This is a genomic window from Mucilaginibacter sp. P2_D11 (assembly GCF_056404435.1).
Genome location: NZ_JBFUEA010000006.1, coordinates 342,641 through 369,138, shown reverse-complemented (window position 1 = coordinate 369,138; position 26,498 = coordinate 342,641). Strand labels below are relative to the sequence as shown.

The following is a 26,498-nucleotide window of genomic DNA, read 5'->3' as shown; positions in this document are numbered from 1 at the left end:
TATCGCCAACTTTGCAACAAATCTAAAATCGTAATTCGTAAATCTAAAATTCTCTTAAACTATCTTATCCAGCATCTCCACATACAGCGCTATCCCTTTGCCAATCTCGTCCACATAAATAAACTCATCTGCCATGTGCGAACGTGCGCTATCGCCGGGGCCGACTTTGATGGATTGGATATCCAGCAGTGATTGATCGGATGTAGTAGGGGAGCCGTATGGTGTGCGGCCTAAGCTGATGCCGGCCTGTACGAACGGATGGTTCTTATCTATCTTAGATGGTTTTAAACGGATGGAGCGCGGCTTAACGTCGCAAGCAACATGCTCGCGGATAATCTCCAGCACTTCCTCGTTGCGGTAAGCATCGGTTACGCGTACATCTACCGTAAAGGTGCAGGTAGCGGGCACCACGTTATGCTGCGAGCCTGCGTTGATGATGGTTACCGACATCTTTATCGGCCCGAACACTTCCGATTCTTTAGGGAACTTGTAGTTGCGGAACCACTCGATATCCGCCAGTGCCTTATAAATGGCGTTCTCGCCTTCTTCGCGGGCGGCGTGGCCGGCTTTGCCATGGGCGGTGCAATCCAGTACCATCAGGCCGCGCTCGGCAACGGCAAGGTCCATGAGGGTGGGTTCGCCTACTATGCCGAAATCAAGCTCGCCCAGATCGGGGATGATGAGCTCCAATCCGTTTACGCCGGATATTTCTTCCTCGGCGGTGGTAGCCAGGCAGAAGTTGTATTTTAGATCCGCTGCGTCGAAGTAATATAAAAACACCGCGATGAGCGATACCAGGCAACCGCCGGCATCATTGCTGCCCAGGCCAAAAAGTTTATCACCTTCTATTTTGGCATCGTAAGGGTCGCGGGTGTAGCCGGAGTTTGGTTTAACGGTATCGTGGTGCGAGTTGAGCAGGATAGTGGGTTTTGCAGCATCGAAATGTTTGTTCCAGGCCCATATGTTGTTGAGCTTGCGGTGGGTTTGTACGCCGTGTTGCTGCAGGGTTTGTTCTATAAGGTCGGCCGTGCGGTCTTCCTCTTTACTAAAAGAGGGTATCGAAATCAGTTGCTGGAGCAGGGTGACTGCCTGTTGCTGAAGGGTTGCTATATCTGCCATAGATGCCGGGAATATTCCCGATGATGCCGGCAAAATTACTGCTTTTTTACGGAAAGGTAAATAGCTTTGTGGGTTTATGATTTTATCAGGCTCACGTCAACCATGCCTAAAACATCTATTTTGCTGGCAACGATATCTAAATTATAACGTTTTATCCGTTGGTCGTCTATGTACGATGTGGTGCTGATGCGGCCCTCTATAAACAAGGTAATGCCATTGGCTAAACCCATTACCTCGGGCGTGAATAATTTTTCCGGAATCCGTATCCGGTGGGATTCGCGATGCTCGACGTAATTAGTGCCCTTTTTCATTTGCTCTGCCGTCATTATACTAAAACATAAAAACCGCAGGCCGCCTACCATTTTTTGTTCGAATGGCCCTTCTGCTATACCCAATAAAATTACTTTGTTTACTCCCGAATTACTAAGCATCCTGTAGGCCCATCCTTTGCAAAACAAAATTTCGGGTTTGTAAAAAACTTACGGCTAGTATAAATACTTATTTAGTTGGTAATAAATACCTATTTATGGGGGCAGGGCGTATTGAGGCCAGCGCGCGAGTTATGCGGTATGCTTTGCCTGACAGCCGCGCTTAGCTATTGGTGGGGGGGAGCCTTGTTATCCGATGATTTGATTTAATACGGCATAACGCACCAACGCTGCTGTATTACGGGTGCCTGTTTTGTTGATAAGACTTTGGCGGTGGCTTTCGATAGTGCGCTTGCTGGTAAACAGCTTGCCGGCAACTTCTTCGTTTGTAAAGCCTTGCGATATCAGTACCAGCACCTCTATCTCACGTTTGGAAAGGTCTGTAGGTAATCCAACACCATCTGCTGTTGGGGTTAATTGCAATAATTTATCCAGCAGTTTAAGGGCTATTTCATTGCATAGATAACGTTGATTGGTATTTGCCACATGGCGTATGCCAAAAATGAGCTCATCGGCGTTCACGCTTTTTAGTAAGTAACCCATAGCACCAGCCCTGAAGGCTTGCAGTATGTATTTTTCTTCGTCGATACGGGACAGTATTACCACTTTTACGGCCGGGTATGCCCGCTTTATTTCGGCAGTAAGCTGGATGCCATTCAGCAGGGGGAAAGTTATGGCGGTAATAACAACATCCGGTGCAGGGTTTTCTTTGAGCCAATGCAAAGCAGATTCCGCGTCTCCAACCTCAGCAATAACGGCTATATCTGTTTCTTTTTCTAAAAGGGATTTAATACCATTACGTACTACCGTATGACCTTCGGCCAGCAGAATTTTTATCATTAAAGAAATACTAAGAATTATGTAATGAAAAGGTACCGGGAAGTATACTGGTGGAAATAGCAAAGAATAAGTAAAACTACGGATAAAGCCTTGCATTAACGCCATACATTGGGAATAAACCGAAACAGGCGTATTAAAACACAATGGGGACCTTAAGTCCCCTCAGCCAAGCGTTGGTTAATAGCCTATAAACAAGAGTAATATCCCATGAAAAGGCATACCCATCGCAATGCGCGGGGGCCAAGTGATTTGCGTGGATGATTTGCATGCGGGAGACGCAAAATATTGCGTCTCTACGTGTCGGCAACCCTACCAGATTTTTTGATTTTTCGCCGTAGAGACGCAATATTTTGCGTCTCTCATTTTGCAATGCCGATTTGCATTCCTGAGGTGCTGCCTATTCATGTGCTATTACCTGGGCCAGGGGCCTTACCGTTAGTAAAACAACCTTATCTCCGCCCCACACATTAAAAAATCAATAAAGTTTTTGCGTTTACGCTGTAAAACGCCTGCCATTATTCAAGCAACAACGGGTCGTCGTCGTCGCTGAGGCTCAAATGTATCATATCGCTGCCGGCTATGCCCTCTACCGAACCTTTGATATGCGCCGCGTTCAGCAACACCTTATCCAGCTGTTTTTCGCGTGCTTTCCACATTTTCTCCATGGCATCGCGTTCTTTTTGTATCGATAGGCGCATACTCATGTAGCCCTCGCGGATAGCCTTCCATTGCTCCGAAAACTCAGCACTGGTGAGGTAATCATACAGCAGGTGCATCTTATCGCCTTTGTTGTCCTGTGCTTTGGCCAGATTAGACAGCTTTATCACGCCATCGCGCAGGATGTAGCTTACGGCCTTTACCTCATCAAAGCTGCATATCCATACCCCATCGCGCTCGCCGAAGCAGTCCATGCCTTTTGGGTAGCATTGGGTTACTATTACGGCAACATCAACGCCCTGGGCACGCATATCTTTCTTCAGTTTGTCTATCCAATCGCCGCCGAAGGCGGTGGTGCGTTTGCTTTCGTATATAATTTTGCCGCATTCCTGCCCAAACTGGTTGCGCACGGTTTGTACACAGTCGGCCCCGCGAACGCCTTTGCCCACCTCGCTTATCACATCGAAGGGGAAATAAGTGCGCAGCAATTCTTCCAGTATCAGCTCCTGCGCTTCGCCCTGCAGTTGCATGGAGCCTTGTTCGGCACGGCGTTTCATCTCATCTACCAGGCGTTTCTGGTCTTCCAGTTGCTTTTCCATCTCCTTTACCTTTAGCTGATGCTCGGTATCTTTAATGGAGTATTTTTCGGTTTCCTGTTTGCGTATCTGTTCGCTCAGTTCGGCGCGCTGCTCCTGCAATTTGCGTTGGGTAGACAGCTCCAGCTCTTCTTCTTTTTGCCTGAGGCTTTGCTCGCGCTGTAAAAACTCCAGCTCTTTCTGGCGCGATTCTTTGAGTTTTTCGGCGCTGGCGTTTACTGAGTTTTGGAGCATCAGCAGCTGGTTCTCAAAATCGGAGGCGATATCTTTGCGCAGGTTTTCTTCCAGCGTAAGCTGCAAGGCCTTTTTTTCGGTGCTGAGGCGTTGCTCAAACTCCTGTTGCTGCAGTTTTTGGCGGCTGGCGAACTCGTCGTCTTTTTTGCGGTATTCTTCTTCTTTCTGGCGGGTATAATCCTGCATCTTCAGCCTTAGCTGCTGCTTGTATTCCTCGGCCATAACTTCCTCAATAGGGAAGCCATGTCCGCAGCTGGGGCACTTAACTTCTGTAGCCATAATAATTATTGAACACTAATTTCAAGAATTGAGTGAACACGAATTTCACTAATTCAATCGAATTACACGAATTAAAAAAGGGTTTGTGGAGAAAATGCTCAAAATATTAGCCAGGATTTTTTTTAACACAGAGAACGCAGAGGAGACGCAGAGGTTCACAGAGTTTTTACAACTTATTTGTTGTAGCAGGTTTGTAACGAATTTAAAAATTGCCTTTAAGTCGGAGCATCATCACTTTTAAACTATCCAGGGCTTGTTCATCTGTAAGGTTGTCGTCCGTATCCAACGTAAAGGGAGGGCGCTTGCGCTTGCTTGGGCTATACCTTTTATTACTGTTAGATAGGTTAAGCATAAAATACGGCGTTTGGATGCCACCTTGCCATACTGTAGTAAGTTCCACGTCTAATTTGTTTTTATCCGAATGCCATAGGAGTTCTTTGCCTTTTCGGGTGTATTCACTGCCGGGCTTATCGTATTTGGCGATTAAGGATGCTTTTTGTTTTTCGACCACGGGGATACCAGGCTCGGGAAGCGCATACATTGCTTTATACTTAAAGCAAGTGTCTCCGGCCATATAAATCATCATCCAAACGAGTGGAGTGCTTTCTTTTACAGCGTTGGGGAATTTGCACATTAATATGGTAACGGGGAAATCAAACTCTCCTGACAATGGCATTTCCCTCTTATCTATTACCCCGCCATTGAGATCTGCGTAGGCATTTACTTCCTGCCTTGTTTTACCGATAAGTTCCTGGCAAAAAGCTTTTGAAAACGCAAGTAAGCATAATAAAAGCAAAGGCAAGCGTTTCATCTCCAATTTGCTTAAAAATCGTGGTATAAATTACGGAACGTTGTGCGCACACCAAAGGTAATAACGGCGTTCTTGCGTTCGCCTAGTGCGTTCTTTTCGGCACGGTAAACGCCGCCCAATTCAAAACGGAGGTTGTATTTAGGGTTCACTAAAAAGGATACAGTACCCTCGCCGTAATAAAGGTTGGTAGTTAGGCCTTGACCCACGGTGGGCGTAAGGTTTGGTGTTGCAGGGTATGGCGCATTGATGTTTTTGCCATTGTTATCGCCTGCATTATCAAGCCCGTATTTGGCGTAGTTAAGCTGCCCCTGGAAATCGAAACGGCCGATAGAATAGTTAACCAAACCCACAAACTCTCTGAAATTTGCGCCCAGCGGGTGTGCAAGCGGGTCGCCGTAGAAGGTATAGCTGGCCAGCATGTTGGCATCCGAGTAGGTGTAAGGCTTCACGGTGTTGAACTCTACTAAATAGCTCAGGTTCTTTACACCGGCCACGTCTCCGCCGCGCAGGCCAATTTGGTAGCCATTGCTGCTTTTGCTGGCGCCGGCTGCCGTTTTTTGGTTGTCGAGTATAACCTGGGCATACAAGGCGTTTTTATCGAACACTTTATACTTACCGGTAAAACCGAACAATACGTTATTTGGCGTAGCCGAATTGTTGCCTGCCGTAAAGAACAGCGGGTTGATGTAGTTTACATCGAAACCGTGGCGGTTGTCCTGGTCGTCTGCCTCGGGAGTGATAACTGCGTTGAAGAAACCTAAGGACAGGCTCTTGGTAGCGTTCCAGTCCAGGTAATGGTACAGGGCATATTTACGGCGGTTGCTGCCAAAATCGTCGAATTTAGGGGCCTTAATATCCTGTAGGTAAGTCCACATCATCATATACTGCACCGGGCCTATGTTGGCTGTCATCCGCAACAGCGGGTAATTGGCCGAAAAGTCTGACAGCAGCAACGAGCGGTAGCCATCGCCGATAAAGGTTTTATCCTGCCCCAGGGCAACGTTGAAATACTTAGAAGGCGTGTAAGACAACAGGGCCGTTACATACGACCAATCCTTTTGCGCCTTGCCGAAGCTACGATCATAAGCCATGCCGGGCACAAAGCCGCTGGCATTTACGTAGTCGTTGTAGTACGTGGGGAATATCGCCTGGTTTTCGTAAGCGCTGGTGTAGAAAGAGAATTTTTTGCCAATGGTGCCGCCTACCTGGAAACCGCGGGTATTAATGCCCAAAGGCGTTTTTAAAGCGTAGCCAAAAGGTTTAAAATTACTGGGTGCATCTTTACCGTCCTTAAAATCTTTCCCGAAGATGTTATCGATCAATATATCGGCGTAGAAAGTATAATCTTTGGTTTGCACGTCTATCAGGTGCTCGTTCAGCAGCTTGCGGCCAAACCAGTTTTTGCGGTCGGTTTTTACGCCAACGTTCATCAATTCGTCATATCTGGCGGTAAGCGAGCTATCTATCAAAAAAGGGCGTAGCGAGGTGTGCATGCCATTGCTTTTTGAATAAACCTGGGCATTAAATTTTTGGTACAGCTGGTAAGATTGGGGCAGGTAAACCGACTGAGCCTTAGCTATTCCCGAAAAAAATAGTACGCAAGCGGCTATCGTTATGATTTTGCGTGGTAACAGGGGCAGGTTTTTTTGCATCGCAACAAAATAAGTATTATTTATCGTAACATTAAAGTACGAAATTGAATTAAATATCAATACTTACGCAGCCTCACCTATATCCTCTCCAAAGGAGAGGACTTTTTTGCAATTTTAGCATATTTCAACCGTTTAGAGCCCTTCTCCTTTGGAGAAGGGTTGGGATGAGGCTTCGTGTTAATTTGTGTTAAAATTATTAACGTAAGCCGCTTTTTCTTAATATAACTTATAAAAATACTGATATTTGCCGCGCCCACTAGCTATCCGTAGTACATGCAATACAATAAAATCAACAACCTTTTAGGCTGGCTTTGCTTTATTATAGCCTCTACCACTTACATCTTAACCTTAGAACCATCCGTAAGCTTTTGGGATTGCGGCGAGTTTATCTCCTGCGCCTATCGCCTGCAGGTATCGCACCAGCCGGGCTACCCTATGTTTGCCATGCTGGGCAAGGTGTTCTCCTTACTATCATTTGGCAATAACGCCAAGGTGCCTTTCTTTACCAATATGGGTTCGGCAATTGCCAGCGGCGCTACGGTAATGTTTTTGTTTTGGACGATAACCGCTATGGCCAGAAAGCTGGCAGCCGGGCGCGAAAAGGATTTTGGCAACGCGCAAACGTACCTTATTATGGGCTCGGGCCTGGTGGGTGCTCTGGCTTTTACCTATACCGATACGTTCTGGTTCTCGGCGGTAGAAACCATTGTGTTCGCGCTATCGTCGCTTTGTATCGCTGTGGTATTTTGGGCTATATTGAAATGGGAGGCCCACGCCGATGAACCCGGAGCCGACAGATGGATTGTTTTCATTGCCTATGTAATGGGTCTTTCAATCGGTATCCACCTCTTGAATTTACTCACCATCCCGGCCATCGCGCTGGTTTATTACTTCCGCAGGTCAAAAAATATTACTACCAAAAGCACTATCATTGCCTTTTTGGTGGGCGTGGTTGTTTTGGGCGTGGTGCAATATGGCATACGCGGCTACACGGTAAAGTTTGCTGCTTATTTCGACCTTTATTTCGTAAACACCCTCGGCTTCGGTTTCGGCACCGGCGCCTTGTTCTTTTTGCTGCTGCTGATAGGGGCCATCGTTTTTGGGATATGGTACAGCATCCGGCACAAAAAGCCGGTGCTTAATTTGATATTGCTCTGCGTAGCGTTTATATACTTCGGTTACGGCTCGTTTGCGTATATCCCCATCCGTGCCATTGCCAACCCAAACCTCAACAACTCGCACCCCGATAATGCCTTTACGATGTATGGTTACCTAAACCGCGAGCAATACGGCGATAACCCACTCCTCATTGGCCCTTATTTCGATGCTGGCGTTACCGACAGAGTAGAGGGGAGCATCATTTACCGCAAAGGTAAAAGCCAATACGAAATGGCCGACAGGAAGTTAGAATACAAGTACGATCATAATACGCTTTTCCCCCGCATGTACAGCACGGACCCTAACGACGTTGGGTTTTACAAGCAATGGCTGCAAATTCCCGACGGGCAAGCACCCAATTTTATAGATAACCTAAGCTGGCTGGGTAGCTGGCAAATATACCAGATGTACGTAAGGTACTTCTTATGGAATTTTGTGGGGCGTTATAATGATGAGGACGGCCAGCAAAGCACCGAATGGTACGACGGCAACTGGACCAGCGGCATCTTCGATGGCGGCAAGCATCTGCCAAAATCAATACTGAACAACCCTACTTACACTCCGCTTTATGCTTTGCCCTTAGTGATGGGGTTGGTGGGCATGGGGTATCAGCTCAGCCGCAAAAAACGCGATGCGCTTATTGTTGCCTTGCTTTGGTTTTTTACCGGTATAGCGGTGGTGCTTTACGTAAACCAGCCATCGGTGCAGCCGCGGGAGCGGGACTACTCGTACGTGGGTTCCTTTTATGCCTTTGCCATATGGATAGGGCTGGCAGTAATGGGCTTGGGCGATATCAGGAAGGGGATAATTTCCTGGCTTATTGATAGTTTTGCTCAATTTTTTGCCATGATAGTTGGATGGGTAGCCGCTCCGTTCAGTAAAAAAATAGAGGGTTTTGCCATTAAGCTGCAAACATCCTTCAACAAGGTTAGCCCAAAGGCATTCGGCATACTGGTTACGCTTTTATGCCTGGCCGGCGGGCCGGTGCTTATTGGGTGCAAGGAGTGGCGGGCGCACGACAGGTCGACCAAAATGACCCCGCACGATATGGCCTACAACTACCTCATCTCTTGCCCGCCAAACGCTATTTTGTTTACCTATGGCGATAACGATACGTACAGCCTTTGGTACGATCAGGAAGTAGAGGGTGTACGCCCCGATGTGCGCCTGGTGAACCTGAGCCTGTTTACTGCCGATTGGTACATCCGCCAGATGCAGAAAACCATGAACAAAAGCGCGCCGCTGCCTATTACTATGCCATTTGATAAGTATAAGGAGGGCATCCGCGATGCTATTCACTACACCGAGAGCGGTATAAAAGGTTATACAACCATACAGGAGGTCTTCAATTTCATTACTTCTGATGACCGCAACGCGCAAGCCCAAACCAGTTCTGGCGCTTATGTTAATTATTTGCCAACCCAAAATTTAAAACTGAATATTAATGCCGATGATGTATTAAAGAACAAGGTGATTACGCCCGGGCAGAAGGGCCGGTTGGATAGCGTGATGAAATGGCGATACCCTGCCGAATGGGTAACTAAAGAGGACCTGGCCCTGTTTGATATACTGGCCCATAATAACTGGAAACGCCCGATCTGTTTCACTACCACTATAGGCGCCAGTAATACGGTTGGCCTGATGCCTTACCTTTACAAAGAAGGGTTTGCTTACCACCTGATACCCTTTAAGGTCGATACCGCTAACCACAATCAGGATAGTAAAACCAACACGCTGGTGATGTATGAAAACGTGATGAACAAATTCAGGTTCGGCAATTTCAAAAAGGCTAAGTACCTGGATCACGAATCGGTTACGATGTTTTACCCGGCTATGATGACCACCTTCCTGGATCTGGCTACCAATTTGGCAGCCGAGGGCCACGGCGACCTTGCGTTGAAGGCCTTGCATAAATTTGATGAGGAAATGCCGGAGGATCTTTACCCTTATGTGGATATTGCGAAGCGTAAATCGTACCTGGCCGAAATTGCCTACCGCCTTGGCGATATAAACCTGGGCAATAAGTTTACCAATAGCATACACGATTATATTAAAGACCTGCTGCAGTTTAATTACTACAACCTGCAACACCACCAATCATGGCTAAACCCGCGCGATGTGCGTATCTCACTGGGGATGCTTGAAGATCTTTCCGGCGCAGCGCAGCAGCAGCACCAGGATGCGCTTTATAAATCGCTGAGTGCCGACTTAGAAAACTATCGCACCAAGCTGCAGGTAGTGTTTAATATGTAGCATTAGGCAATACATACCGATATGTAAAGGCCTCCGCGCGATTATCGTGCGGAGGCCTTTTTTATTACCTGATCTTTTTGATGCGCCGTTGTAGCTTACTGTTTCGGCTCAGGCAGTTTAAGGTCCTTATTAAAGTTTGGGAACATTTTGGGTACCATTGGTATGGTGTTTTTGTTGAGGTCCACAAATTTCCAGTTTTTGCCTTTATCGGCACTTATGGCTAATAAGTTGCTTGTACCTTTCACTGTGCTGGTGCCAAACTTCATATTGATATACTCAGGTACCAGGCAGTGTATTTCGGTTCCGGCTTTATAAAATTTGCCCGGAATGCCTATGGTAACACTCTCGAAACTAACGCCCTGCGTTTTCATCTGCTGCATACCTTTGTCCATCATTTGTCGCATTTTTTGTTTACCGCCACCCATTTCTAATGCCTTGGGATAGGTGTAGTTTAAAACGGTTGCGAAATCGCCTTTTACCAAAGCATCGGCAACAACGGTGGCTTGTTTTTTTACCACTTCGGGGTCTTGGGCGTAAACGACTGCAGGCAACAGCAGCAGCACTAGTAGTTTAATTGATTGTTTCATTTCTTCTTTTAAGTACTTTTTTTACCAGTATTTTTTTTGCGAGGGCACGGGTGCCATCCACTTTGTCGGTTATTTTTAGGCCGAGTAACTCGCTTACCATATTATAAACATCTACGTTAGGGAAACTTTTGATGGTTATGCGCTTGCGGAACGCTGGTCCCCAGGCGTAAAACGTGGCGTGCATATCCTTCACAACGGTGGGGTCGAAACCGTGCCAGCCGGGGTGCAGGTTTGGGCGGTTGGCCAGGTTAAATACCTTTGGCCACTCGGGTATCAGCAATATATCGCCTATGCGGTTGTGCCAATCGTCTGTCGCACCGTAATGGAATTTGGCTGGCATATTGGTTTTTAGGTACACTTTATAATAACCTTGTGCATCTTTGGTCAACTGGTCGAAAGTGCTTTGGATAGCCGTTTTATCCTTTGCGTAAAGCTCTACCAAAGTACCATCGCCCGATATCCTGAACTTAGCGGTATCTATAGCAGCAGGTATGCCCAGCGGACTTTGGTTTTCAACCTGGGTCATCCCGTGGTCGGCCACGAAGACGAAGTTTACATCCAGCCCGGTAGTTTTAACTGCCTTGTACAACTCGTTCACCGCCGAATCTACATAGAGCACCTCGCGGCCTGTTTCGGGTGCGTCGGGTCCGTAGGTATGCCCGGCATGATCTACCTGGGGCAGGTAAAAAGTGATGAAATGCGGGCGCTCTTCGGCTGGGAGCTTAAGCCAGTTTACAACAGCGCCTATGCGGCGGGTCATGTCTATCTGTTCGTTGTAGATGTAATAATAAGTTGGGCGGGTGTTTTTTATGGCCGCTTCTGATGCTACCCAGTAAAAACTTGCGGCCAGCATGTTCTGCTGCTCGGCCAGTACCCAAAGCGGGGTGCCGCCATACCAGGTGCCATCTGCCACCTTGGCTTTATTGCTCATGCTGTAGCTGTCGTTGCGGTCGCGGTCGTAAAAAGAGTTGTTCACCAGGCCCGAGTGTGAGGGGTAAAGCCCGCTTACCAGCGCATAATGGTTGGGGAAAGTAACCGAAGGGTAGGAGGGTACCATCGATTTTGCGTGCACCCCATCGCGGCGGAACTTTTTGAGGTTGGGGGCGTTGTATTTATCCACATAATCCCAACGGAAACCATCGGCAGAAATCAATATTACGTAGGGCTTTTTTTGCTGGGCCAGGCTGTTTTTACGGCCCGCGACGATTTTTTGGGTGGTATCTGCAGGCTGCTGCTTTTGGCAGATGCCCGCAAAGCAAAGCATCATTAAAGCCGCTAATATGCTGTATTTTTTCATTTGGGGATACTATGGCTTCAAAAGTATATAAATACAGTTAACAAATTGATACTATAACATTAATGTTGCAGCCCTGGCCAAGTCCATCCAGCAGGAACGCCCATTGGCGGGGTATGTTGCATTTTCAGCATTCTCTTCTCAATTTTTGGCAAATTCGGCCAAATCATGAAGCTTAGCCTTATCTTGCACTAATGATGAAGAAATACGCTTTGTTGGTATTGGGCCTGGTTATGACGGGTGCCGCTTTTGCCCAACCCGAGGGCTCGCCGGTGGCGGTTAACGGTGCTTTAACTGTTAAAAATGGCACCATCGTAAATAGCAATGGCGTACCTCCCGCATTGCGTGGCGTAAGCTTATCGTGGAGCCTATGGGCAGGGCGCAAATATTATAGCCCGGTAGTTGTTGATTGGCTGGCTTCGGATTTTAAGGTGTCGCTGATCCGCGCCGCTATGGGCGTACAGCCACGGCATGGCTACCTGCAAGAGCCCGGCCTGCAAAAACAACTGATGTTTTCTGTGATAGATGCGGCCATTAAAAACGGTATCTATGTGCTGATAGACTGGCACGACCATAACGGTAACCTGCATATCCCGCAGGCCAAGGCTTTTTTTGCCGGGATGGCGCAACGCTACAAAGGCGTGCCCAACGTAATCTATGAGATATGGAACGAGCCCGAGCGTGTATCCTGGGACACAGTGAAGAACTACGCCATGCAGGTAATCCCCGAGATACGCCGGTACGATGCCGATAACCTGATCATTGTAGGCAGCCCGCATTGGGACCAAGATGTGGATATAGCCGCCGCAAGCCCCATTACCGGTTTTGCCAATATTGCTTATTCCTTCCATTTTTACGCATCGGATAAAAGCCACCAGGAATCGCTGCGGGCCAGGGCAGATAAAGCTATACAGATGGGCCTGCCGCTTATGGTTACCGAGTGGGGCGTAGGCGAGGCCAACGGCAACGGCAAATTCGACCGGGGCAAAACAAAGGCCTGGCTGGATTGGATGGAAGCCAACCACCTGAGCTGGGCCAATTGGAATTTAACGGACAAGGACGAGACCACCGCCATTTTAGCACCCGGTGCGCCGGTTGCAGGCGGATGGACGGAGGAACAGCTTACACCGGCGGGCAGTTACATTCGCAAGGTACTGCGCGGGTTGAATAAATAATATTGCTGTAAAACATTGTGTTGATGCCTCTTTTGTTGTTTGCCATGCGTAAATTGTGTGAGAATGCAAAAAACTTGTTTTTTTACCCTGATGATGGCAATGGCCGTATGCCTGGGCTGCGCGCATAGCAAACGCCTTTATACCAGCGATTGCGCCGAAGGCATCGTTTTTAAGAAAGTGAGCTATGCAAACCTGGTGGATAGCATCAAGTATTATAACCTGCAATACGTGGAGGTATCCGGCCGATACACCGAAGGTAAGGACCTATCGGCTCTGGTAAACGATAGCCTTTTTTCTGCACGTGGAAATAGCCATGCCCTTTGGGTAAACTTTACGCAGGATTGCCCTTTATACCTGGCTGGCACGCAAAAAGGTTTTTTTGATGCCGAAGATGGCAGTTATACGCATATGAACAATAGGATGGTAACCCTGCGCGGCCGCGTAGATGTTAAGATGAAAGGCCACCTAAAAGAATATCGCGGCGCTATAGACCAGGTAAGCTTTGTTGAGCTGCATTAACGGGTTGGGTTGCTGCCAATTAATGGTTTATTACCAGATGATTGTTTTCTATAAAAACCTTAAGCATGGCTACGGAGGTTTGGTTGCCGCTTTTTGCCGGGATATGGCTTGTGGTAGCCGTTTTTTACGGAAATTTAAATTTCCAGCTTCAGGCCATCGTAAGCCAGGCGGATGCCATCCGGCAGTTCTGCGGCGATGTCCTGGTGCTTGCCCAGCCGATGGCTGATGTGGGTAAAGTAGGTTGTATCTGCACCAATATCCTGCGCGAAAGCTATCGCCTCCTCCAGCGTAAAATGCGATATATGTTTTTCTTTTTGAAGGGCGTTTACCACCAGTATCTTGCTGCCGCGTATCTTCTGCTTTTCGGCATCTGATACGGTTTTGGCATCGGTGATGTAAGTGAAATCGTTTATGCGGAAGCCCAGCACAGGTAGTTTGTAGTGCATCACCTCCAGGGGTACGAGGTGTATGCTGCCGATATCGAAAGGCTGCAAGCCAATAGTATGTAAGTCAATCTGCGGTATGCCGGGGTAGCCCTTATCATCAAAAATATAGGGGAACTCTCTGCGTAGGGCCAATTGCACGCGGGTATCTGCATAGATATCTACCGGGCCCTGTTGCTTGTAATTGAAGGCGCGGATATCGTCCATACCTGCCACATGATCTTTATGCTCATGTGTAAAAACAATGGCGTCCAGGTGTTGAACACCGGCGCGCAGCATCTGATACCTAAAATCGGGCCCGGAATCAATTACCACGGTTTTATCGCCGGCTTCTATCAATATAGAGGTGCGCAGGCGCTTATCCTGTGCGTTGGCAGAGGTGCATACTTCGCAGTTGCAGGCTATCACAGGCACGCCCTGCGAGGTTCCGGTTCCTAAGAAGGTAATGATCACAGCTGCAGGGTGGTTTGTTTTAATTGGTGCAAAAATGCAGCCTGCTTTTCATCCAGCAGGTGCTGGTCTATCTCCAGCGTGCGGGCCAGATCGGCCACGGCAGCTATCTTGCTCTCGAGGTTGGCAAATTTGTTTACCACAATCATGCGGCTATTTTGCAGCAGGCAGGCACCGGTTTTAAAGTTGCCTTTCTCGTACCGCACGCGGTAGCCGGCTGTTTTTAACAGCAGCTCCATTTTTTCCAGCGTATGGTTGGTAGGCGTAAGCATGAGGTTCAAAAATAGGATAATTACCCATTACAAATGCGTCGCGAACGTCCTTTTTCCATTTTTTTAAGGTGGGTAAAATGGCTTATTAAATTATTTTAAAAACTATCCATGCTTTTTGCAAATCAATGGCGCAGTACTATTTTTAATTTCGATTTATTTATATCTTGTGCTTGAATTTCTCCCTTAACCATTTTAGCCCTTTTATTGATATATGAGCCAAAAGCCTGAAAGGTTCCTCTCGCTGGATGTATTCCGTGGAATGACCATTTGTTTTATGATTATCGTGAATACGCCCGGCAGCGGCGCGGCACCCTTCGCCCCGCTGGAACATGCCGCCTGGTTCGGCTTTACGCCAACCGACCTGGTGTTCCCTTCCTTCCTTTTTGCTGTGGGTAATGCCATGAGCTTCACGTCGGGCAAGTTTGCGCAGATGGGTACGGGCGCGGTGCTGGGCAAGATATTTAAACGTACGGTTATTATTTTCCTGCTTGGATATTTGATGTACTGGTTCCCCTTTGTAGATCATACTGATGCCGGCTGGGCGTTCAGGCCCATCAGCAACACCCGCATCATGGGTGTATTGCAGCGTATCGCGCTTTGCTATCTGTTCGCGTCGCTCATCGTGTATTTCATCAAATCGAAAAGGGTGGTTATCGTCATCAGCGTTGTATTATTAGTGGGCTATCAGTTATTGCTGCTGGCCTTTGGCGATCCGGCTGCCCCTTACGGCATGCTCACCAACGCCGGTACTTACCTGGATAAATTTATCCTGGGCGATAGTCATCTTTACCACGGTGAAGGCGTAGCCTTCGACCCGGAGGGCATACTGAGCACGCTGCCCGCCATTGTAAACGTTGTCTGTGGCTATTATGCCGGCAAATTCATACAGGAAAAAGGCAAAAGCTACGAAACCATTTCGCAACTGATGCTTACTGGCGCACTGTTCCTGTTCATCGCCCTTTTCTGGAACATGAATTTCCCGATAGGCAAAAAACTGTGGACAAGCCCTTTCACCCTATTAACGGTTGGGCTGGATTTGCTTATCATATCCTCGCTTATATATATTGTGGAGGTACGCAGATGGAACAAAGGCAACTGGACCGGTTTCTTTACCACCGCAGGCAAAAACCCGCTGCCGATTTATATCCTCTCGGAGATACTCATCATCGCCTTTTGGATGGTGCCGGTTGGGAAAGTAAGCTTTTTCGATTGGATAAACACCTCGTTTTACCAGGTAATAGCACCTGGGGCCATAGGCTCGCTGCTGTTTGCCATCAGCTACATGCTGATATGCTGGGTGGTAGGGAAGATATTGGATAAGAGGGGGATATATATTAGGGTGTAGAGAGGTTGTCTGAACTCGAATTTTAAAGAATTTTAAGAAAGTACAGAATTTAATAAGCGAGGTCGACGCATTCTGTTAATTCGAAAAATTCCTTAAAATTCGAGTTCAGACATTTTGCGGTAGGAACAGAAGCGATACCAGCCAAAGAGCGTAAAGGCGACTTACTGGCGATGTTGGACCCGAGGCTGAAAGTATTTTTAAAAAAGACAGGATTTATATTGACTACGTGGCGGGAAGTGATGGAAAGAAGGACACGATTAAAGGATTAAACACGATGGGACACGATTAAGGATTTAGAAATTAAACAGGATGAAAATTAACCACCGCGTGATTGCCGATATACTTCAGCGTAATATTGTTTTTACCTTTAATCTACCTTACTTTTACACAACCAACATATTTACTCATGAATTCATTAATAATTTTCGCAGCATTGACCTGGATATTAGCTTTCACGTTAATCGTTCGCTTTAGTAGGAATAAATACAAATTTGGTGAATATGAAGCAATCCAGGAAAGGGTCGCTGTTAAAAATTGGATAACACAAGGTGGACGCGTAGCTTATTATCGTTTGGCAGTTGCTTCCAGTGCCCTTATCACAATGCTCGTTGCTGTTGTTGTTAAAGTTGTATTTTATTAATTTATATTTTTGCCCCCAACAACCACCGCCACGCCCAGCGGGTTGCGGTATTTAAACCGCCGAAACCATCTACAAATTCGATAATATGCCCGAGGCAATTTTGGGTGAATTTGCTACGGTAATTTTTGGTGGCTTCTTTAAAAACGGCATCGGCATTGGGAATGCCAATACGCTCGTATATGACCTTACGCACATACATGGTGCGCACGAAGTAAATGTTCATCAATATCACAAAGCTGTATAGCGTGCGCCTGATATAGCCCGCTTTTTTGGTGTAATTCTCCAATAAGCCCTTCGTAAAATGGATATGACGGCCCTCTTCGATGTTGTGCAATTCGAATACTTTGCGTAGCACTATATAAATTTCGGGTGCGCGGCGGGCGTGGTTGCCGTACATATCGGTGATTAATTCTACAGCGAGGCTACCCATAAACAGAAAATCGGCCGGCAGGTAATTGGTGCTGACCTTCCCAACCAAGGCATGCATTTTGGTAGGGGGCAAGGCTTGCCCCCTCAGCTGCGTGATGGTTTGGGCAAACATTTCCTGGTGGCGATACTCTTCAATAATCTCGCGGATGAGGAAGCGATGCTCCGGTCCGTCGGGCGGGAGGGTAAGCAGGTAACGCGTCATAAATACGCAGAAGAGCGCTTCGCCCCAGCCGTAAGAGTATAGCACTTGCACGACTTCGTGGCGACCAAGATCGGTTTTTTGTTGTTGGGTAAGGGTATCGTAAATAGGGAGGCCCTCTAAAGTGGTCAGGAATTCGGGCAGGTATAAATCGGTAGGGGTAGGCTCCTCTGCCCAGGGCACGTAGGTCTCGGGCATCAGCGGGTGCTCCTTGCTTATCTTTACCAGTCTTTCTATTTCTTCTGCGCGCATATTGTTAAGATAACGGAAAAAAGAGGTTGGGGGTTTGCTTGGGGGAACAATTCAAATCCACATACGGTCATTTTGAACTTGTTTCAAAACCCCACACGGCAAGTAACCGATATGGAAAGTGGCCAAGCACAATGGCCACTTTTATGATGGGGTGTTGAAATTAATCAACATGACAGCAGGATAACTATCCCGCCTCACTACCTCAAATCCACAAACTCCGCACCCGGGTGGGCTTTTTTATCATAACTAAAAACAGCATCGGCTATGCCGGTAACCGGGGCAAATGTGTTTAACGTATAAGTATAACGACTGCCATTCTTATCGAATATCATTGCGCTATACAGCTGATTTTTAACTTTATCCACCATCAAACGCACTTTAAAAAAGCTGGCCTTTTCATTCTCGGGGGTAAGGTCTATCACCTGGTAGGTTTTGCCGCCGGCTTTCTGCAGTCCCACGTACACGTATTTATAGCCTTTCTCGTACATGGTGAATATTTTGGCCGGGTTAAAGCCTTCATCGCTGTTATCGGCATCGGCTGCCTGTACTTCGTTGGCATCCTTGAGGTAGGTCCACTGGTTTTTGCCATCGCTGATGATTTCCTGCGATACCGATTTGCCTGTACCGTAAATGGTTACCTTATACTTGTTAGCTTTTGATTTGGCCAGCAACGTGCCGCTTTGGGTTTGCTTTACATTGGCCTGCACATTATCAACCAGCAGGGTGAAGTCCGTCTTTACGGCATCGTAGCTGCGGTATTGCTTGCTTAATTTGTTTAGAATAAGCTTGGCATCCTTATCTTTTTGGGCAAAGGCACTCACAAAAGTAAGTGCCGACGCGAGTATCATTAGGGTTAGTTTTTTCATGTTGGTATTAATATGGAGTGACCCGAATTAGAAGCCACGAACTCACAAATCTAACGACGCGAATTTTCTATAATTGTTTTCTTTTAATTCGTGGCATTCGCCTCAATTAGAAAAATTCGTGTTCACTCAATTCATGTTTATTGATTAGAGCAATTACCACGTCATTGGTTTAATCCTTTGGTTTTTGCAGGGTTTCCAGGTGGCGTTCCAGGCTGTATTCGTCGGGGTAAAGCACGTCACGGGCTTTGCTGCCTTCGAACGGACCAACTATGCCGGCGGCCTCCAATTGATCAATGATGCGGCCTGCGCGGTTATAGCCCAGTTTCATTTTACGTTGGATGAGCGAAGTTGAGCCTTGCTGGTGCAGCACGATGAGGCGGGCAGCTTCTTCAAACATCGGGTCGCGTGTTTCCGCGTCGTATTCTTTGGTGCTGCTGCTGGCTTCGCCGTCGCCAACGTATTCGGGCAGCATCATGGCCGATGCATAGCCGCGCTGGTTGCCAATATAATCAGAAATCCTTTCTACCTCGGGTGTATCTACGAATGCGCACTGCAGGCGTATGAGGTCGCTTCCGGTAGAGAGGAGCATATCCCCGCGACCGATAAGCTGGTCGGCACCGCCGGCATCCAATATCGTGCGCGAATCTATCTTAGATAACACCCTGAAGGCCAAACGTGCCGGGAAGTTGGCCTTGATGGTACCCGTAATTACGTTTACCGATGGGCGTTGCGTTGCAATAACTAAGTGAATACCCACCGCACGCGCCAGCTGTGCAATACGCGCTATAGGCTGCTCTACTTCTTTGCCGGCGGTCATCATCAAATCGGCAAACTCATCTATTACCAGCACAATAAAGGGCAGATAGCGGTGGATTTCCGGGTTGCTTATCTTACGGTTTACGTATTTGGTATTGTACTCTTTCAGGTTACGTACCTGGGCATCTTTCAGCAAGTCGTAACGCTGGTCCATCTCAATACAAAGCGAGTTGAGGGTGTTTACCACCTTTTTGGTATCAGTGATAATGGCGTCGGCCTCATCAGGCAGCTTGGCCAGAAAGTGCCGCTCTATTTTGCGGAAAAGCGTGAGCTCCACCTTTTTAGGATCCACCAGTACGAATTTTAGTTCTGCAGGGTGCTTTTTGTATAGCAAGGATACCAATATGGCGTTGATACCTACCGATTTACCCTGGCCCGTAGCACCTGCAACCAGCAAGTGGGGCATCTTGGCCAGGTCGGCTATAAATACTTCGTTGCTGATGGTTTTACCCAGGGCTATAGGCAGATCCATGGTGTTGTTTTGCCATTTCTCGGTAGCCAATATCGAGCGCATCGATACCATCTCGGGGTGCTGGTTAGGCACTTCGATACCTATGGTACCCTTACCCGGCATGGGGGCGATGATACGGATGCCCAGCGCGGCCAGGTTCAGCGCGATATCGTCTTCGAGGTTCTTTATCTTGGAGATACGCACGCCCGGTGCGGGGACTATTTCGTAAAGCGTAACCGTTGGGCCAATTGTGGCCTTTATCTTGTCAATCTCTATGTTATAGTGGTTCAGCGTTTCTACGATCTTGTTTTTGTTGGCTTCCAGTTCGTCGCTGTTTACGGGTATCTTGTTGTTGCCGTAGTTCTCCAGCAGATCCAAAGTGGGGTATTTGTACGATGCCAGTTCAAGCGTGTGGTCGTACATGCCAAACTGATCCACCAGCGATTTTGCCTTGTCATCGTCGCTTTTCTCGATAGCCAGGATTGGTGTAGGGCGCGCTACATCAATGGTCAGGGGTATTTCGTCGTCCTCTTCAGGTTCGCTGGGGGTATAGGGCTCCGGCGTTAAAACTACAGGTTCGTGCGTTATGGTGTTTTGCACCAGCGGTACCTGCTGTAATTTCTCTGCATTGCCGGCCAGCGTTTCATTTACTGTTGACCTTGCGCGGTTGCCCCTGGGCCATTCTACAGGCAGAGAAATATCCTCGTCCACCAGGTCGATGTCCTCTGAATCAGCATCTACATCGCCGGCGGCTACCGGCACGGCGGTACGTTCTTTACGGGCGGGCAGCTTAAAATCGATATTGTAAGCAATAACCAGCACGGCAAGCCCTGAAAAAACCAACACACATCCTGTACCGGCCGAACCTATCTGCACGCCGAGCAAACGATTGCTCCAGTAGCCGAAGCCGCCCTCCAGGAAGTGTGGGTAATCTGCCACCATGGCGTGTATAAAACCGATGGATACCGATATAAACACGATGCCGAAAAGGCTATAAGCCAGCATTTTGCTAATAGAAAAAAGCCTTATTTTGAACACCAGCCTGAAACCTATCACAAAAAAGATGAATACGAAGAGGAACGAAGCCACGCCGAACCATTGGTATATGAATTGGTTGGCCAGCAGCGCGCCGAAAACGCCCAGCCAGTTTTCTATAGGGTTGGTAATGCCGCTTTCAATAAGTTCCTTTGGCGATTTGAACAGGTTAGCCCAACCGCCGTTTGATGGCGCTACCCAGCTTTGGTCCTGCTGCCAGCTAAACATGTACGAGGTGAATGCAATGAGGAAAAACGCAGAAAGCACTAAAAACAACAGCCCGGTAATTTTGAGCAGCCGCCCATCGCGCAGGTTGAATATGGGCAGGCGCTCGCCCTGTTGCTTTATCGGTTTCGGCCTTTCGGCTTTCGCCCCCGGCTTGCGCGGGGCATCATCATCCTTAAAACTATTAGTCCTGAACTGGTTTCCTTTTACTGGCATCCTGCTATCTCCGCACGTTTAGTTGCAAATATAAAGTTATTAGAATTAATTCGGATTACGGGGATGGGGGAGAATTTTTTGAGAGGGGGGATTGGAGGGCATGGTTGATGGTTCATAGTGATGAGGGGAAGGGTGAGGTGTCAATACTGCAGACTGCCAACTGTTGGCTACAAAATGGATCAGGGCATTGCCTTCGGCCCGGGTATTCCGATCATAAGCGCACAGGGTCTTATTCACAGGCTCCCCACAGCTGTGGGGACTTCACCCCCTAATGCGGAACGCCTTCTTCATGAAATGATAAATTCACTACCTTGTAGCCAAAACCCCTCCTCTCATGAAAATACTCTGCACCCTGATCGTTTTTGCCGCCTTGCTTTTTTCAGGGGCAGGCTTTGCGCAGCAAAGCCGCTTGAAAACCGGCTGGTATTTCATAAGTGCCGACACTACCGGCTATAAACGGCAGTTGGATAAAAGCGGAGATATTTATTACATCGATCCTGCCCCAATCCTATTGGCCAACCATTTTAAAATGGTTGAGGTACAGGAAGGTACTTACCAGGGCAAGCAGCGGCTTTCACTTTTTTTTAGGTTCGACGAAGTCGGCACAAAAGCATGGAGCGATGGTACGCTCAAAGCGATGGACGGCAGGATAGCTTTTGTTGTGGACGACGTGCTGATGTGCGCCCCGATGGTACGTTCGCAGATAACATCCGGCGTAAGCGTGATGGACCGCGGGAACGAAACCCGGGAAGGCTTAGAGGCAATCGCCGCGCAAATAAGAAAATCCATGTGAGCTGAAATAATCCTTAACTTTGGTAACATCCCCGCTGGTACCCCGTCCAAACGATATCCTCTAAAAATCTACCCCAATGTTAAAAAAATTACTCGCCCTCGCATTGCTGGCATTATCTGTAGGTACTGCCGTTAACGCCCAAAGCCTCAACAAAGCCAAACTCGATAGCCTGTTGGATGTGCTGGCGGCCAACAATAAAACCATGGGCAGCCTGGCTATATCGGTAGACGGCAAGATCATCTACCAAAAATCGGTAGGCTATATTGCAGCCGATGCCAAAACGCCGGCAGATGCGCATACCAAATACCGCATCGGTTCTATCAGTAAAGTATTCACCGGCGTTATTACTTTTGAGTTGATAGAAGAAAAAAAGCTTACGCTGGAAACCACGCTGGATAAGTTTTATCCGCAGATGCCTAACGCGGCGAAAATCACCATCGGGCAATTGCTTAACCATCACAGCGGACTGTTCAATATCACTAACGACCCGGCCTTTGGTACCTACATGACCACGCCTACCACGCACGAGCAACTGCTCACAAAAATGGCTTCCTTTAAGCCCGACTTTGAGCCCGGTGCTAAATATGCATACAGCAATACCAACTTTATCCTGTTGAGTTACATCATCGAAAAAATTACCGGCAAGCCTTATGCGGAAGTAGTTAGAAAACGCATCATCGATAAAATTGGCTTGAAAGATACCTATTACGGCAGCAAAATAAATGTTGCCGAAAACGAGGCTTTGTCTTATAACTATAACGGCAGCTGGAAACTATTGCCCGAAAGCGATATGAGCATACCCACGGGCGCAGGCGGTATGGTGTCTACACCTTCCGACCTCGATAAATTCATCGAGGCGCTTTTTGCAGGTAAGCTAATAAGCGCGGGCAGCCTTGCACAAATGAAACCCACCATAGAAAAATATGGCATGGCCATGCATAAAATGCTATTTAAAGACAAAACAGGTTACGGCCATGGCGGCGCTATCGATGGCTTCCTGTCGTCGTTGGCCTATTTCCCCGAGGATAAGCTGGCTATATCGTACACTAAAAATGGGGGTGGCTATTCGCCGGATGAGGTATTGAAAGGGGCGTTGGCAATCTATTTTAACCAGCCATACATCATCCCTTCCTTTGTAACTGCAAAGGCCGAAAGCCTGGATAAGTACACCGGTGTGTACGCCTGCCCGGCTTTACCCATAAAAATAACAGTAACAAAAGATGGCAGTACGCTTTTTGCGCAGGCTACCGGGCAGGGTGCTTTTCCGCTGGATGCAACAACCACGCCCGATAAATTTAAGTTCGATGCGGCAGGGATAGTGATGGAATTTATGCCTGTCGAGGGTCAATTTACCTTAAAGCAGGGTGGTGGCGAATACGTGTTTACCAAAGAAAAGTAAATGGGCCTGCCCGAAAGGTAACGCGCTGTGTTATTCGAACTGTAGTTCCCAGGTGTCCTCGCCACCATCCACTATCCTGAAGATGGTTTTCGTTACCGAATGCCTGCCATCTGACGATTGCAGGGTTATGGTGTCATGGTCGTGATAAGTGCTTCCTGCTTGAGGCACCATAATGGCGGTCATGCCTTCGGGGTTGCCGTTTACGATTATTGTTTGCATGGTATTGGAGCTTTAATGTGAGGTAACAACAATCAGCAGGGGAATAAGTTTCGCAAGGGCGGTGTTGCCGTTATTGTTGTACTCAACCGCTTTGCCTAAACGGGTTTAGGAATTTCAACTCCATCTTTAAAATAGGCCTCCTTTGTAACAACTCCGTTCGCATCCCATGTTTTGAAGATGCCATCAAAGTTATTGTGTTTCATAAATATCTGAGATTTAATATTGCCACCTGGGAAGTGGTAAGTTGTTTTAAATCCCTCCTGGTAACCATCCTTGTATTCAATCTCACTGTAGAGAATGCCATCATTTCTCGTCTCCCAAATGCCCGTGAATGGCTGTCCTTCATAATCAAAAATCTCTTTTCCACCAACATCAAAACCTCTCAGATAAAGTTCTTCGAATGACGCTCTAATCATAACTCTTGTTTTAATATTTGATCTTTGTTAAAAGCTTCACGGATTTTTGGTGGGGACACCAAAAATAGAGGAGGGGTAAGGAGAGGTGCAAGGAGATAGCGCCACAAGTTACGGTTTCTTCGGTATCACCGCCGTGGCATCTATCTCCACCAAAATGTCATCGCGGAATAGTTTGCTCACCTGTACCAGCGTACTTGCGGGCGGGTGGTTTACATCGATGAATTTATCGCGGATGCTACGCAGGGTTTGGATATTGGCCACATCCAGCAGGTAATAATTCAGCTTTACCACGTTCGCCATAGTGCCGCCCTGGCTTTCTATGATGGCTTTTATATTGGCAAAGGTTTGTTCTATTTGCGCAGCTATGTCGCCTGGGCCAACAAGTTTGCCGTTTTTATCCAAGGCAACCTGCCCGGATAGGATAAGCATTTTGCTTGTGCCCAAATCTATAACGGCAACCTGCGAGTAACCCTTAGGCGTGGCAACAACAGGTGGGTTTACAAAGCCCACGGCAGTTTTTTGCTGTGCGAAGCAGGCCGTTGAAAATAACAATGTTGCAATTGCAAATAAGATATTTTTCATGAATATGTCTTGTCTCTTGATTCTTGTTTCTTGTCTCTTGCTTCTTTATTCCTAATGCCCCTTCTTCCTTTTCAACAAACCGCCCGTAGTATCATCCACGCTTTGCTGTACGATGAAGGCCTGTGGGTCGATGCTGAGTATCTCGCGTTTGATGAGGGGCACTTCTAAACGGGTGGCTACGGTGAAGATGATCTCGCGGGGCGAATTGATGTGCCCGTCTTTACCATAACCGCTCTTGCCCTGGTACACGGTTACGCCGCGGCCAAGGTTTTGGGTAATGGCCTGGCGTATCTCTTCGCCTTTGGCAGATACTACCGTCATGCCGGTGTATTGCTCCAAACCGTTCAATATCAAGTCAATCATCTTGGATGCAGAAAGATACGTAAGGATGGAGTACAAGCCTTGTTCTACGCTTAAAACATAAATGGCCGCCATAAAGATGAACACGTTAAGGGTAAGTATCACGTCGCTAACGCGTACTATCTGGGTTTTTTTGCTTACCAGTACGGCGGCAATTTCCGTACCGTCTAATACCGCGCCACCACGTATGGCCAAACCTATGCCGGCACCTATAAATACGCCGCCGAAAATGGCCGTAAGCAATTTATCGGGCGTAACATCGGGGAATTTTACAAAGGCTAATACCAATGCCAGCCCGCCGATAGCCAGCGCACTGCGGATGGCAAATCCAAGCCCCAGTTTGCGGTAACCTAAAAACAGGAAGGGCAGGTTTATAACGAAAATCAGTATAGGTAGGGGGAGGTGCGTAACATCGGCCACTAAAATGGCAATGCCGGTTACCCCGCCATCAATAAAATGGCTGGGCAGTAAAAAACCTTTAAGCCCCATCCCGGCAGAGAATATGCCCAAAATAACTAAAACGGTGTCGACTATTGCAGATCTGTATTTCATGGCGATACGTGTAGATGTGGGGTTAAGGTAGGGAAAAGTTTGCAGTTTCCGGTTTGCAGTTTGCAGTTCTTTGTAAACTGCCCACTGCCCACTGCCCACTGCCCACTGCTACCTGCCCACTGCTAACCGCCCACTGGCTCTACCACCCGCTCTTCAAGCCTTCTTTCAACGCTGCCTTATAATTCTCCAGGTCGAACGAGTAGAGGTAGGGGGCCTTGTGCGCGCCGCCTTTGCGGGTTTGCGGCAGCTTATTCAATATACCAAAGGCGAGTATGCGCCGCTGGAAGTTACGCCTGTCGAGCTTTTTGCCCAGTATAGTTTCGTATAGCTTCTGCAACTCGGGCATGGTAAATTCCTTAGGCATCAGGTTATAGCCTATGGGTTGGTAGCTTAGCTGCAAGCGCAGGGTATCAAGGGCCGTGTTGAAGATCAGTTCATGGTCCAGCAAAAAGACGGGCAGGTCGTTCAAGTCGCGCCAGGCGCATAGCTCGCTGAATTCATCTGGCGTGGGGATAGCGTCGAAAAAATCTACCAGGGCATAATAGCCTATGGAAATGAAACGGTGCGAGAAGAAGTTCTTTTCTTTCGGCAGGATATCGTTATACTGTTCGTTATGCAGCCGGTTACGGTCGGGGTCGCCAAATACATGAAACTGCTTCAAAAAAACTTTATCTATACCTGTGCGGGTAGCCAGTATGCGGCTAGCGGCGTTGTCGATAGGTTCGCGTTTCTGCACAAAGCCGCCCGGCAATTGCCAGCCCTCCTCGTTCTTGCTTTTCAGCATCAGCACTTTCATCTGCCCCTCATGGAAACCAAACACCACGCAATCTATAGAGATATGGTCCAGGTACACCTCAAAAGCATCGGTCGAAAATCGTTCCAGTTCTTCTTTAGTCAACATTTGTACTATTATACAAAATTACTTTGATTGTTTAA

25 protein-coding genes are annotated in these 26,498 nt (G+C 47.6%); 7 read left to right on the top strand and 18 right to left on the bottom strand.

The window, feature by feature from the left end; translation table 11 throughout:
• Positions 1–54: 54 nt before the first annotated feature.
• From AC1DXC_RS11995 to AC1DXC_RS11970, 6 genes are all read right to left on the bottom strand, one after another.
• The gene (locus tag AC1DXC_RS11995) at positions 55–1,119 is read right to left on the bottom strand and encodes a M20 family metallo-hydrolase (RefSeq protein ID WP_477459394.1); all 1,065 of its coding nucleotides are present in this window, start codon (positions 1,117–1,119) and stop codon (positions 55–57) included.
• Positions 1,120–1,193: 74 nt separating this feature from the next.
• Positions 1,194–1,550: a single-stranded DNA-binding protein gene (locus tag AC1DXC_RS11990; protein ID WP_477459393.1), complete on the bottom strand. Its 357-nt coding sequence runs from the start codon at positions 1,548–1,550 to the stop codon at positions 1,194–1,196.
• Positions 1,551–1,736: 186 nt separating this feature from the next.
• Positions 1,737–2,387 carry a response regulator gene (locus AC1DXC_RS11985; protein ID WP_477459392.1) on the bottom strand — a complete coding sequence of 217 codons (651 nt, stop codon included), beginning with the start codon at positions 2,385–2,387 and terminating at the stop codon, positions 1,737–1,739.
• A 515-nt stretch (positions 2,388–2,902) separates the two neighbouring features.
• Positions 2,903–4,153 carry a DUF2130 domain-containing protein gene (locus AC1DXC_RS11980; protein ID WP_477459391.1) on the bottom strand — a complete coding sequence of 417 codons (1,251 nt, stop codon included), beginning with the start codon at positions 4,151–4,153 and terminating at the stop codon, positions 2,903–2,905.
• 202 nt (positions 4,154–4,355) lie between these two features.
• Positions 4,356–4,964, bottom strand: coding sequence for a hypothetical protein (locus tag AC1DXC_RS11975; RefSeq protein WP_477459390.1), 609 nt, complete (start codon positions 4,962–4,964; stop codon positions 4,356–4,358).
• Between the two features lie 11 nt (positions 4,965–4,975).
• Positions 4,976–6,616: a gliding motility protein RemB gene (locus tag AC1DXC_RS11970; protein ID WP_477459389.1), complete on the bottom strand. Its 1,641-nt coding sequence runs from the start codon at positions 6,614–6,616 to the stop codon at positions 4,976–4,978.
• A gap of 273 nt (positions 6,617–6,889) precedes the next feature.
• On the opposite strand from AC1DXC_RS11970, the gene AC1DXC_RS11965 reads away from it, so the two are divergent.
• Positions 6,890–10,027 (top strand): glycosyltransferase family 117 protein, encoded by a 3,138-nt coding sequence (locus tag AC1DXC_RS11965; RefSeq protein ID WP_477459388.1) that lies wholly within the window; start codon positions 6,890–6,892, stop codon positions 10,025–10,027.
• 95 nt (positions 10,028–10,122) lie between these two features.
• Here the strand turns inward: AC1DXC_RS11965 and AC1DXC_RS11960 are convergent, their stop codons facing one another.
• Positions 10,123–10,614, bottom strand: a complete 492-nt coding sequence (locus tag AC1DXC_RS11960; RefSeq protein ID WP_477459387.1) for a hypothetical protein — start codon at positions 10,612–10,614, stop codon at positions 10,123–10,125.
• Complete coding sequence (locus AC1DXC_RS11955; RefSeq protein ID WP_477459386.1) at positions 10,598–11,911, bottom strand: alkaline phosphatase family protein; 1,314 nt, start codon at positions 11,909–11,911, stop codon at positions 10,598–10,600. The genes AC1DXC_RS11960 and AC1DXC_RS11955 overlap by 17 nt, the downstream gene beginning before the upstream one ends.
• A gap of 191 nt (positions 11,912–12,102) precedes the next feature.
• Between AC1DXC_RS11955 and AC1DXC_RS11950 the strand changes: the two genes are divergently transcribed.
• Together AC1DXC_RS11950 and AC1DXC_RS11945 are read left to right on the top strand one after the other, a co-directional pair.
• Positions 12,103–13,083, top strand: a complete 981-nt coding sequence (locus AC1DXC_RS11950) for a glycoside hydrolase family 5 protein (protein WP_477459385.1) — start codon at positions 12,103–12,105, stop codon at positions 13,081–13,083.
• 63 nt (positions 13,084–13,146) lie between these two features.
• Positions 13,147–13,602, top strand: coding sequence for a hypothetical protein (locus AC1DXC_RS11945; RefSeq protein ID WP_477459384.1), 456 nt, complete (start codon positions 13,147–13,149; stop codon positions 13,600–13,602).
• A gap of 134 nt (positions 13,603–13,736) precedes the next feature.
• Here the strand turns inward: AC1DXC_RS11945 and AC1DXC_RS11940 are convergent, their stop codons facing one another.
• Positions 13,737–14,498 carry an MBL fold metallo-hydrolase gene (locus tag AC1DXC_RS11940; protein ID WP_477459383.1) on the bottom strand — a complete coding sequence of 254 codons (762 nt, stop codon included), beginning with the start codon at positions 14,496–14,498 and terminating at the stop codon, positions 13,737–13,739.
• A complete protein-coding gene (locus AC1DXC_RS11935; protein ID WP_477459382.1) occupies positions 14,495–14,767 on the bottom strand; it encodes a hypothetical protein in 273 nt (90 codons plus the stop codon). Before AC1DXC_RS11935 ends, AC1DXC_RS11940 begins: the two co-directional genes overlap by 4 nt.
• A 211-nt stretch (positions 14,768–14,978) precedes the next feature.
• On the opposite strand from AC1DXC_RS11935, the gene AC1DXC_RS11930 reads away from it, so the two are divergent.
• A complete protein-coding gene (locus AC1DXC_RS11930; RefSeq protein ID WP_477459381.1) occupies positions 14,979–16,112 on the top strand; it encodes an acyltransferase family protein in 1,134 nt (377 codons plus the stop codon).
• 406 nt (positions 16,113–16,518) lie between these two features.
• Positions 16,519–16,752 carry a hypothetical protein gene (locus tag AC1DXC_RS11925; protein ID WP_477459380.1) on the top strand — a complete coding sequence of 78 codons (234 nt, stop codon included), beginning with the start codon at positions 16,519–16,521 and terminating at the stop codon, positions 16,750–16,752.
• Between the two features lies 1 nt (position 16,753).
• Here the strand turns inward: AC1DXC_RS11925 and AC1DXC_RS11920 are convergent, their stop codons facing one another.
• The 3 genes from AC1DXC_RS11920 to AC1DXC_RS11910 all read right to left on the bottom strand — a co-directional run bounded on the left by AC1DXC_RS11920 (position 16,754) and on the right by AC1DXC_RS11910 (position 21,241).
• Entirely contained in the window at positions 16,754–17,632 is an 879-nt protein-coding gene (locus tag AC1DXC_RS11920) for a diiron oxygenase (RefSeq protein WP_477459379.1), read from the bottom strand.
• Between the two features lie 197 nt (positions 17,633–17,829).
• On the bottom strand, positions 17,830–18,498 hold the full coding sequence (gene lolA1, locus AC1DXC_RS11915) for an outer membrane lipoprotein periplasmic chaperone LolA1 (RefSeq protein WP_477459378.1): 669 nt from the start codon (positions 18,496–18,498) through the stop codon (positions 17,830–17,832).
• Positions 18,499–18,667: 169 nt separating this feature from the next.
• Entirely contained in the window at positions 18,668–21,241 is a 2,574-nt protein-coding gene (locus AC1DXC_RS11910; RefSeq protein ID WP_477459377.1) for an FtsK/SpoIIIE family DNA translocase, read from the bottom strand.
• Positions 21,242–21,575: 334 nt separating this feature from the next.
• Between AC1DXC_RS11910 and AC1DXC_RS11905 the strand changes: the two genes are divergently transcribed.
• Positions 21,576–22,034 (top strand): SecDF P1 head subdomain-containing protein, encoded by a 459-nt coding sequence (locus AC1DXC_RS11905; protein ID WP_477459376.1) that lies wholly within the window; start codon positions 21,576–21,578, stop codon positions 22,032–22,034.
• Between the two features lie 76 nt (positions 22,035–22,110).
• Positions 22,111–23,433, top strand: a complete 1,323-nt coding sequence (locus AC1DXC_RS11900) for a serine hydrolase domain-containing protein (RefSeq protein ID WP_477459375.1) — start codon at positions 22,111–22,113, stop codon at positions 23,431–23,433.
• A 30-nt stretch (positions 23,434–23,463) separates the two neighbouring features.
• Here AC1DXC_RS11900 and AC1DXC_RS11895 read toward each other — a convergent pair whose 3' ends face one another.
• From AC1DXC_RS11895 to AC1DXC_RS11875, 5 genes are all read right to left on the bottom strand, one after another.
• Positions 23,464–23,652 carry a hypothetical protein gene (locus tag AC1DXC_RS11895; RefSeq protein WP_477459374.1) on the bottom strand — a complete coding sequence of 63 codons (189 nt, stop codon included), beginning with the start codon at positions 23,650–23,652 and terminating at the stop codon, positions 23,464–23,466.
• Between the two features lie 95 nt (positions 23,653–23,747).
• Complete coding sequence (locus AC1DXC_RS11890) at positions 23,748–24,068, bottom strand: toxin-antitoxin system YwqK family antitoxin (RefSeq protein WP_477459373.1); 321 nt, start codon at positions 24,066–24,068, stop codon at positions 23,748–23,750.
• 108 nt (positions 24,069–24,176) lie between these two features.
• Positions 24,177–24,650 carry a RidA family protein gene (locus AC1DXC_RS11885; protein WP_477459372.1) on the bottom strand — a complete coding sequence of 158 codons (474 nt, stop codon included), beginning with the start codon at positions 24,648–24,650 and terminating at the stop codon, positions 24,177–24,179.
• Positions 24,651–24,701: 51 nt separating this feature from the next.
• Entirely contained in the window at positions 24,702–25,562 is an 861-nt protein-coding gene (locus AC1DXC_RS11880) for a YitT family protein (protein WP_477459371.1), read from the bottom strand.
• A gap of 139 nt (positions 25,563–25,701) precedes the next feature.
• On the bottom strand, positions 25,702–26,463 hold the full coding sequence (locus AC1DXC_RS11875) for an NUDIX hydrolase (RefSeq protein ID WP_477459370.1): 762 nt from the start codon (positions 26,461–26,463) through the stop codon (positions 25,702–25,704).
• Positions 26,464–26,498 lie beyond the last annotated feature (35 nt).

Coding starts and splice junctions, on each gene's coding strand:
- AC1DXC_RS11995 (WP_477459394.1), bottom strand. CDS start 1,119: ATGGCAGATATAGCAACCCTTCAGCAACAGGCAGTCACCCTGCTCCAG.
- AC1DXC_RS11990 (WP_477459393.1), bottom strand. CDS start 1,550: ATGCTTAGTAATTCGGGAGTAAACAAAGTAATTTTATTGGGTATAGCA.
- AC1DXC_RS11985 (WP_477459392.1), bottom strand. CDS start 2,387: ATGATAAAAATTCTGCTGGCCGAAGGTCATACGGTAGTACGTAATGGT.
- AC1DXC_RS11980 (WP_477459391.1), bottom strand. CDS start 4,153: ATGGCTACAGAAGTTAAGTGCCCCAGCTGCGGACATGGCTTCCCTATT.
- AC1DXC_RS11975 (WP_477459390.1), bottom strand. CDS start 4,964: ATGAAACGCTTGCCTTTGCTTTTATTATGCTTACTTGCGTTTTCAAAA.
- AC1DXC_RS11970 (WP_477459389.1), bottom strand. CDS start 6,616: ATGCAAAAAAACCTGCCCCTGTTACCACGCAAAATCATAACGATAGCC.
- AC1DXC_RS11965 (WP_477459388.1), top strand. CDS start 6,890: ATGCAATACAATAAAATCAACAACCTTTTAGGCTGGCTTTGCTTTATT.
- AC1DXC_RS11960 (WP_477459387.1), bottom strand. CDS start 10,614: ATGAAACAATCAATTAAACTACTAGTGCTGCTGCTGTTGCCTGCAGTC.
- AC1DXC_RS11955 (WP_477459386.1), bottom strand. CDS start 11,911: ATGAAAAAATACAGCATATTAGCGGCTTTAATGATGCTTTGCTTTGCG.
- AC1DXC_RS11950 (WP_477459385.1), top strand. CDS start 12,103: ATGATGAAGAAATACGCTTTGTTGGTATTGGGCCTGGTTATGACGGGT.
- AC1DXC_RS11945 (WP_477459384.1), top strand. CDS start 13,147: ATGCAAAAAACTTGTTTTTTTACCCTGATGATGGCAATGGCCGTATGC.
- AC1DXC_RS11935 (WP_477459382.1), bottom strand. CDS start 14,767: ATGCTTACGCCTACCAACCATACGCTGGAAAAAATGGAGCTGCTGTTA.
- AC1DXC_RS11930 (WP_477459381.1), top strand. CDS start 14,979: ATGAGCCAAAAGCCTGAAAGGTTCCTCTCGCTGGATGTATTCCGTGGA.
- AC1DXC_RS11925 (WP_477459380.1), top strand. CDS start 16,519: ATGAATTCATTAATAATTTTCGCAGCATTGACCTGGATATTAGCTTTC.
- AC1DXC_RS11920 (WP_477459379.1), bottom strand. CDS start 17,632: ATGCGCGCAGAAGAAATAGAAAGACTGGTAAAGATAAGCAAGGAGCAC.
- lolA1 (WP_477459378.1), bottom strand. CDS start 18,498: ATGAAAAAACTAACCCTAATGATACTCGCGTCGGCACTTACTTTTGTG.
- AC1DXC_RS11910 (WP_477459377.1), bottom strand. CDS start 21,241: ATGCCAGTAAAAGGAAACCAGTTCAGGACTAATAGTTTTAAGGATGAT.
- AC1DXC_RS11905 (WP_477459376.1), top strand. CDS start 21,576: ATGAAAATACTCTGCACCCTGATCGTTTTTGCCGCCTTGCTTTTTTCA.
- AC1DXC_RS11900 (WP_477459375.1), top strand. CDS start 22,111: ATGTTAAAAAAATTACTCGCCCTCGCATTGCTGGCATTATCTGTAGGT.
- AC1DXC_RS11895 (WP_477459374.1), bottom strand. CDS start 23,652: ATGCAAACAATAATCGTAAACGGCAACCCCGAAGGCATGACCGCCATT.
- AC1DXC_RS11890 (WP_477459373.1), bottom strand. CDS start 24,068: ATGATTAGAGCGTCATTCGAAGAACTTTATCTGAGAGGTTTTGATGTT.
- AC1DXC_RS11885 (WP_477459372.1), bottom strand. CDS start 24,650: ATGAAAAATATCTTATTTGCAATTGCAACATTGTTATTTTCAACGGCC.
- AC1DXC_RS11880 (WP_477459371.1), bottom strand. CDS start 25,562: ATGAAATACAGATCTGCAATAGTCGACACCGTTTTAGTTATTTTGGGC.
- AC1DXC_RS11875 (WP_477459370.1), bottom strand. CDS start 26,463: ATGTTGACTAAAGAAGAACTGGAACGATTTTCGACCGATGCTTTTGAG.